Origin of the sequence: Kitasatospora sp. NPDC097643 (assembly GCF_040302625.1) — a bacterium.
Taxonomy (GTDB): domain Bacteria; phylum Actinomycetota; class Actinomycetes; order Streptomycetales; family Streptomycetaceae; genus Kitasatospora.
Genome location: NZ_JBEOSA010000038.1, coordinates 72,195 through 79,219, shown reverse-complemented (window position 1 = coordinate 79,219; position 7,025 = coordinate 72,195). Strand labels below are relative to the sequence as shown.

The window sequence follows — 7,025 nt, the reverse complement described above, 5'->3', positions numbered from 1 at the left end:
GACGACGAGCCCGAGGTGCGGCGGCGCCGGGCGGCGCGCGCCCTCCAGGCGGTCGCCTTCGACACCATCGGCACCGGGTACCCGACCCGTACCCCGGCTCCGTCACCACGGGATGGGGCGGCGGTTGCGGAAGAAGGTGCCGGTGGGGCCGGTGTCGGGGAGGAGGGCGAGCCAGGCGACGGTGTCGGCGCCCTGTTCGGGAGTCAAGGGGGCTCCCGGGCCGCCCATGTCGGTGCTGACCCAGCCCGGGCAGACGGCGTTGACCTTGACCGACGGGGGGACGGCGGCCGAGACCACCAGGGTCAGCGCGTTCAGGGCGGCCTTGGCGATGCCGTAGGCGGCGGGCGAGGGGATGTTGTCGGTGAGCGCGCCGCCGCCGGAGGAGACGTTCACCACCCGGCCGTAGCCCCGGCGGACCATGTCCGGGACGAAGGCCTGACAGGTGCGGAAGGCGCCGAGCAGGTTGATCTGGAGCGACTCGTCGAGGGTGGACTCGTCGACCGAGAAGAACGGCATGGTCGGGTAGACGCCGGCGTTGTTGACCAGGACGTCCACCGCGACGCCGTCGGCGGCGAGCCGGTCCGCGCAGGCCCGGACGCTCGCCGGGTCGGCGACGTCCAACTGCTCGGCCCGGACGCGGTGTCCGGCGCGGGCGAGGTCCGCGGCGGCGGCCCGGCCGCGGTCCGGGTCGCGCGCGGCGAGCACGACGTCGAGCCCGGCCTCGGCGAGCAGGCGGCAGGTTTCGAGGCCGATGCCCCGGTTGGCTCCGGTGACGAGGGCGGTGCGGGTCCGACCGGGCGGTGTGGATGCGTTCATACCGTGATCCTGGCAGACCGTCAGGACCATTTCACGGCTGGGTCGTTCAGCCCAGGGCGGCGCGCATCGCGTCCATCGCCGCCTGCGGGGAGGGCACCCCGGTGGCCCGCAGGACACCGTCCGCGTCGACCTCCGCGGCGAGGTCGGCGAAGTCCGCGTTGCCGAGCGAGAGGTTGTTCTCGACCAGGTGGAGCCGGTCCGCCACGACCCGGAAGCTGCGGCCCGGCTCGTCCTGGAGGGCCAGCACGAGCACCGGACGCTCCGGCGAGCCGAGGGTGACCTCGTCGACGAGGTTCAGGCCCCGGGTGCCGCGGCCTCCGCCGGACAGGGCCTCCCCGGGCGCGTCCGGCCGTGTCTGGCCGGGTTCGGGCCACCGCGTTGCGTACGGTCGACGGCATCGCCGCCACCGGGCACCGGCCGGCGGTCCGTGCGCACCTCGTCGCAGTCGAAGCCGCAGCCGAAGCCGCCGTCGGAGCCGGGACCGGAACCGGAGCCGGAACCGCGGTCGAGCCAGAAGTGGAAGCCGCGGGCGAGGTCGAAGCCGAAGGAGACCGCCAGCCGTGCAACGCAAGTGGTGGACGCTGATCGCCGTCTCGGTCGCGACGTTCATGCTGCTGCTCGACATCACGGTGGTGAACGTCGCCCTGCCGTCCATCCGCAAGGACCTGGGGGCAAGCTTCACCGACCTGCAGTGGGTGTTCGACGCCTACGCCCTGTCGCTGGCCGCCCTGGTGCTGACGGCCGGTTCGCTGGCCGACCGGCTCGGGCGGCGCCGGGCCTTCGCCGCCGGGCTGGTGATCTTCTCCGCTGCCTCGTTGCTGTGTGCACTGGCGCCGAACCCGGTCTTCCTCAACGTCTCCCGCGCCGTCCAGGGGGTCGGCGGCGCGGTGATGTTCGCGGTCTCGCTGGCCCTGGTGGCGCAGGAGTTCCCGCCCGGCCGTGAGCGCGGCGCCGCGATGGGCGTCTACGGGGCGACGATCGGGGTGGCCGTCGCGGTCGGCCCGCTGATCGGCGGGGCGCTCACGGACTCGCTCGGCTGGGAGTGGATCTTCTACCTCAACGTGCCGATCGGGGCGGCAGCCCTGGTCGTCACCTACCTCAAGCTGGCCGAGAGCCGGGACCCGAACGCCACCCGGATCGACTGGGCCGGGGTGGTGGCCTTCAGCAGTGCGCTGTTCCTGCTGGTGCTGGCGCTGGTGCGGGGCAACGCCGAGGGGTGGGGCAGCGCGCTGATCGTCGGGCTGTTCGCCGGTGCGGCCGTGCTGCTCGCCGTCTTCGTGGTGATCGAGCGCCGCGTCCCGGAGCCGATGCTGCCGCTCGGCCTGTTCCGCCGGCACGCGTTCACCGGGGTGCAGCTGGCCGCCTTCGCGGTCTCCAGCTCGCTGTTCGCGCTCTTCCTCTACCTGACGCTGTACCTGCAGAACTACCTCGGGCTGTCGCCGTTCGCGGCGGGCGTGCGCTACCTGCCGATCACCGTGCTCAGCTTCCTCGTGGCGCCGGTGGCCGGGTTGCTGCTCTCCCGGGTGCAGGCCCGGCTGATGCTCTGCGTCGGCCTGGTCGCGGTCGGCGCGGGCATGCTGCTGATGGGCGACATCCAGCCCGAGGACACCTGGACCGGTCTGCTGGCCGGCTTCCTGGTCGGCGGCGCGGGCGTCGGCCTGATCAACCCGGTGATCGCCGATGTCGCGGTGAGCGTGGTGCCCAAGGAGAACAGCGGCATGGCGGCGGGCATCAACGACACCTTCCGGCAGGTCGGCATCGCGGTCGGCATCGCCGTCTGGGGGGCGATCTTCGTCGGCCGGGGCTCGCACACCGTCCGCGAGCTGGCGGCGGGCACCCCGCTCGCCGAGGGCGCCCGTCCGCGCGAGCTGATCGAGGCCGCCTCCTCCGGCAGCTTGCCGCAGGCGCTGGCCGCGCTGCCGGAGGAGGCCCGGGCGGCCGCGTCGACCGCCGCCCGGGCCGGCTTCCTCGACGGCCTCAACCTCGTGCTCATGCTCGGCGGACTGGTCAGCCTGGTCGGCGCGGCGCTCGCGCTCTGGCTGGTCCGGGAGGACGAGATCGACCGTCAGGAGGCCTGATCCCGCGGGCCGGATCAGCCCTGGTACTGGGCGACGATCCTGGTGAACTCGTACGGGGACTGCGCGATGCCGCTGCACGCGTCGGCGCCCGTGCCGGAGCCGCAGGCGCGGTCCCGGTTGACCGCCCAGAAGGCGAACCGGGCGAGGTGGTGCTGCCGGGCGTACCCGAGGATGGTGCGGAAGTCGCCGGTGGTGACGCTCTCCCCCGCCTGGTCGGTCTTCCCGTTCATCGAGGACACCCCGATGTGCCGGTACGCGGCGTCGTCGCCGTACCCGTACGCGCTCTTGACCGCCGCCTTCAGCCCGTCGAGCGCACCGACCGTCGCCTGGCCCATGCTGCCGCTGTGCCCGCCGAAGTCGAAGGGCATCACCACCCAGCCGTCGTTGGCCAGGCCGGCCGCCGCGCCCCGCTTGATCAGGTCCTTGCCGGTGGCGTCCGGGCCGGTCGGCGTGGTGCCCATGGTGATGTAGGTGACGATGCCGGGGTTCCTGGTCTTGACGATCTTCAGTGCGTCGACCACCCGCTGACGGACCGTCGCATTGCCGAACTCGGTGTTCTCGATGTCGATGTCGAGCGCCTTCAGCCGGTGGGCGTCGATCACCTTCTGGTACGCCCCGGCCAGCGCGCTCGCGCTGGTGCACTTCTCGCCCAGCTTGTTCCCGCTCCACCCGCCGACCGAGACCACGACGTCACCGCCGGCCGCCCGGATCTGCGAGATCGCGGCCGCGTCGGAGCCGCCGGTGAGCGGCCTGGTGCCGTCCCAGGCGGGGTTGCAGCCGCCGTCGGAGAGGACGAACGCCAGCGTGAACCACTTCACCCCGGTCGCCTTCATCACGTCGGTCGGCTTCTGCGGGTTGCCCCAGCCGAGGTACTCGTACGGCGCCGCGGCCATCCCGGGCACGGCGGTGACGGCGGGGGCCGCCGCGGGCGCACCCGGGGCCGCGGCCGCGCCGGTCGCGGGGGCCAGCAGGAGGGCGGCCGGAACGAGGGCGGCGGCCAGCAGCGGGGCGGTGAGACGGAGTCCGATGGTCTTGCGCATGCCAACTCACTTTCGTCGATGCACCACACGGTGACGGCAGGTCAAGGGGAGGCGGGTGTCTCACAGGATCGGGGCCAGGGCCGCCGGGGTCAATGACTTTGGTTAGGAAAGTTTCCCAATGGTGGTCAGTGGGCCGGTCAGCAGGGCCCGGGAAGGGACGGGAAGGGATCGGCCCGTCCCGGGGTTGATCGGTACGGCCACCCGTCGCCGTGACGCAGACTGGGGCCGACCACTCGACAGACCGAAGGATGGAATTCCATGGCTGACCGGCCCTTGACGCTCATGGCGGTGCACGCCCACCCCGACGACGAGGCCACCGGGACGGGGGGCGTGCTGGCGCGGTACGCCGCGGAGGGCGTCCGCACGGTCCTCGTCACCTGTACCGACGGCGCCTGCGGCGACGGCCCGGGCGGCGTCAAACCGGGCGAGCCCGGGCACGATCCGGCCGCCGTCGCCGCGCTGCGCCGCCGCGAACTGGAGGCGAGCTGCGAGGTCCTGAAGATCGGTCACCTCGAACTGCTCGAGTACGGCGACTCCGGGATGATGGGCTGGGCCGCCAACGACGCACCCGGCTCGTTCTGGCGGACGCCGGTGGACGAGGCGGCCGCCCGCCTCGCCGACCTGCTGCGGCACTACCAGCCGGACGTGGTCGTCACCTACGACGAGAACGGGTTCTACGGCCACCCCGACCACATCCAGGCGAACCGGATCACCACGGCGGCGCTCAAGCTGACGGACCTGACGCCGAAGGTGTACTGGACGACGGCCCCGCGTTCGGCGATGCAGCGGTTCGGCGAGGTCATGCGCGAGTTCGGCGCGGACTGGGAGGAGCCGGACCCGGCCCAGGCCGAGGCCATGGCGCAGATCGGGCTCCCCGACGAGGAGATCACCACCTGGGTGGACACCACCGAGTTCGGCGGCCAGAAGTTCGACGCGCTGGGCGCGCACGCCAGCCAGAGCGAGAACATCTTCTTCCTGAAGATGGGCAAGGAGCGGTTCACCGAGCTGATGGGGGTGGAGACCTTCGTCCGGGTCCACGACACCACCGGCGCCGAGTTGCCCGAGAACGACCTGTTCGCCGGGCTGCGCTGACCTCGGCGGCGGGCGTCGGTCGCGGGCGTCGGTGGCGGCGGGCGTCGGTCGCGGGCTTCGGTGGCGGCGGGCGTCGGTCGCGGGCTTCGGTGGCGGCGGGCTTCGGTGGCGGCGGCGCGGTCAGTCGCGGCGGCGGGCGTTGAGCCGGGCGGCCTGGCGGGTCAGGTGGTCGCGCTCGGCGAGGCTGGCCGCCTTCCGGGCCGCCTCGGCGTACAGCCGAGCCGCCGTCGCCGGGTCGCCGTCCCGCTCGTGGAGGTACGCCGCCACCGCGGCGTACCTCGGCAGCGACCCGTCCAGCGCCGCGAGCGCCGCCAGGCCGGCCCGCGGCCCGTCCGCCTCGCCGACGGCCACCGCCCGGTTGAGCCGGACCACCGGGCTGTCGGTCAGCCCGGCGAGTTCGTCGTACCACTCGACGATCTGCACCCAGTCGGTCTCCGCGGCGGTGGGCGCGTCGGCGTGCAGCGCCGCGATGGCGGCCTGGGCCTGGAACTCGCCCAGCCGGTCCCGGGCGAGGGCCTGCTGGAGGACCGCCACGCCCTCGGCGATCAGCCCGGTGTCCCACCGGCCGCGGTCCTGCTCGGCGAGCGGCACCAGGCTGCCGTCCGGCGCGCTGCGGGCGGCGCGCCGGGCGTGGTGGAGCAGCATCAGGGCGAGCAGCCCGGCCACCTCGGGGTGGTCGATCGCGGCCGCCAGCTGCCGGGTGAGCCGGATGGCCTCCACCGCGAGGTCGACATCACCTGAGTAGCCCTCGTTGAAGACCAGGTAGAGCACGCGCAGCACGGTGGCGACGTCGCCGGGCTGGTCGAACCGCACGCCGGAGACGGTGCGCTTGGCCCGGCTGATCCGCTGCGCCATGGTCGCCTCGGGCACCAGGTAGGCCTGGGCGATCTGGCGGGTGGTCAGCCCGCCGACGGCCCGCAGCGTCAGCGCCACCGCGGACGCCGGTGTCAACGACGGGTGGGCGCACAGGAAGTAGAGCTGGAGCGTGTCGTCCACCGCGGCCGCGGGCCCGGGCGCCGGCTCCTCGTCGACCCGGTCCTCCCGGCGGCGGCGGGCGGCGTCCGCCCGGCTCGCGTCGAGGAACTTGCGCCAGGCCACGGTGACCAGCCAGCCCTTCGGGTCCCGCGGCCGGTCCGCCGGCCAGACCCGGACCGCCTCCACCAGCGCGTCCTGCACGGCGTCCTCGGCCGCCGCGAAGTCGGCTCCGCGGCGGACGAGGATGCCGAGCACGCCCGGAGTGAGGCTGCGCAGCAGTGCCTCGTCCATCCGGTACGTCACTCCACTACTCGGTGGTGGAGGGGTGGGCTGCCAGGAACGGGCGCAGCTCCAGCCACTCGTGGATCGGCTTGCCGCCGGCCCCGGGCGCGGCCGACAGCTCGCCGGCCAGTTCGACGGCGCGCTCGTAGCTGTCGACGTCGATCACCATCCAGCCGGCGATCAGGTCCTTGGTCTCGGCGAACGGACCGTCCGTGACGGGCGGGCGCCCCTCCCCGTCGTACCGGACCCACGCCCCCTCGGGCGCGAGCGCCTGCCCGTCGACGAACTCTCCCGTCCCCTCCAGCTTGGCCGCGAAGTCGTTCATGTACTGCACGTGTGCCGAGATCTCCTCCGGCGTCCACCGGTCCATCGCAACGTCGTTCACCGCCGCCGGCGCGCCACGGTAGTGCTTGAGCAACAGGTACTTGGCCATGGTCTCTCTCCTCGGTGCTGTGCGGCCCATTCTGGCCGCGTTCAACCCGGGGACGGAGCAGGCCGCGGGTTCTCGACATCGCCGCCAGGAATTTTTTTCGCGGTCCGCCGGTCCGCGCCGTTCGCGCGGTTCGCGCTGTTGATCGGACGTCTACCGGGGGCTGTTTCGATGCCGGGCGGCGGCCGCGCTCGGCGGACGCCGTTCCAGCGACCCCGAGACGAGGACGGCAATGCCCGGACACCACAGCCCACCACCACCGGTACCGGAACCGGCGATATCACCGTTCCTCCGCCCGCGTAGCGCGGCGGG

At 73.4% G+C, this 7,025-nt stretch carries 7 protein-coding genes; 2 read left to right on the top strand and 5 right to left on the bottom strand.

Annotation, left to right across the window (positions count from 1 at the left end):
- Positions 1 to 102 precede the first annotated feature (102 nt).
- Both ABTY15_RS23735 and ABTY15_RS39825 read right to left on the bottom strand, forming a co-directional pair.
- Positions 103 to 816, bottom strand: a complete 714-nt coding sequence (locus ABTY15_RS23735; RefSeq protein WP_350598071.1) for an SDR family NAD(P)-dependent oxidoreductase — start codon at positions 814 to 816, stop codon at positions 103 to 105.
- 46 nt (positions 817 to 862) lie between these two features.
- On the bottom strand, positions 863 to 1,426 hold the full coding sequence (locus tag ABTY15_RS39825) for a DUF6924 domain-containing protein (protein WP_502893571.1): 564 nt from the start codon (positions 1,424 to 1,426) through the stop codon (positions 863 to 865).
- Here ABTY15_RS39825 and ABTY15_RS23725 point away from each other — a divergent pair.
- Positions 1,377 to 2,894: an MFS transporter gene (locus ABTY15_RS23725; protein WP_350598057.1), complete on the top strand. Its 1,518-nt coding sequence runs from the start codon at positions 1,377 to 1,379 to the stop codon at positions 2,892 to 2,894. The genes ABTY15_RS39825 and ABTY15_RS23725 overlap by 50 nt on opposite strands.
- A 14-nt stretch (positions 2,895 to 2,908) precedes the next feature.
- On the opposite strand, the gene ABTY15_RS23720 is transcribed toward ABTY15_RS23725, so the two are convergent.
- Positions 2,909 to 3,934 carry a chitinase gene (locus tag ABTY15_RS23720; protein ID WP_350598051.1) on the bottom strand — a complete coding sequence of 342 codons (1,026 nt, stop codon included), beginning with the start codon at positions 3,932 to 3,934 and terminating at the stop codon, positions 2,909 to 2,911.
- A 258-nt stretch (positions 3,935 to 4,192) separates the two neighbouring features.
- Between ABTY15_RS23720 and ABTY15_RS23715 the strand changes: the two genes are divergently transcribed.
- The gene (locus ABTY15_RS23715) at positions 4,193 to 5,026 is read left to right on the top strand and encodes a PIG-L family deacetylase (protein WP_350598047.1); all 834 of its coding nucleotides are present in this window, start codon (positions 4,193 to 4,195) and stop codon (positions 5,024 to 5,026) included.
- A 120-nt stretch (positions 5,027 to 5,146) separates the two neighbouring features.
- Here ABTY15_RS23715 and ABTY15_RS23710 read toward each other — a convergent pair whose 3' ends face one another.
- Together ABTY15_RS23710 and ABTY15_RS23705 are read right to left on the bottom strand one after the other, a co-directional pair.
- Entirely contained in the window at positions 5,147 to 6,292 is a 1,146-nt protein-coding gene (locus ABTY15_RS23710) for an RNA polymerase sigma factor (RefSeq protein WP_350598040.1), read from the bottom strand.
- Positions 6,293 to 6,308: 16 nt separating this feature from the next.
- A complete protein-coding gene (locus tag ABTY15_RS23705) occupies positions 6,309 to 6,716 on the bottom strand; it encodes a YciI family protein (RefSeq protein ID WP_350598036.1) in 408 nt (135 codons plus the stop codon).
- Positions 6,717 to 7,025: the final 309 nt, after the last annotated feature.

Excerpts from the sequence above, each read along its gene's own strand:
- ABTY15_RS23720 (WP_350598051.1), bottom strand. The coding sequence starts at position 3,934 with ATGCGCAAGACCATCGGACTCCGTCTCACCGCCCCGCTGCTGGCCGCC.
- ABTY15_RS23710 (WP_350598040.1), bottom strand. The coding sequence starts at position 6,292 with ATGGACGAGGCACTGCTGCGCAGCCTCACTCCGGGCGTGCTCGGCATC.
- ABTY15_RS39825 (WP_502893571.1), bottom strand. The coding sequence starts at position 1,426 with ATGAACGTCGCGACCGAGACGGCGATCAGCGTCCACCACTTGCGTTGC.
- ABTY15_RS23735 (WP_350598071.1), bottom strand. The coding sequence starts at position 816 with ATGAACGCATCCACACCGCCCGGTCGGACCCGCACCGCCCTCGTCACC.
- ABTY15_RS23715 (WP_350598047.1), top strand. The coding sequence starts at position 4,193 with ATGGCTGACCGGCCCTTGACGCTCATGGCGGTGCACGCCCACCCCGAC.
- ABTY15_RS23705 (WP_350598036.1), bottom strand. The coding sequence starts at position 6,716 with ATGGCCAAGTACCTGTTGCTCAAGCACTACCGTGGCGCGCCGGCGGCG.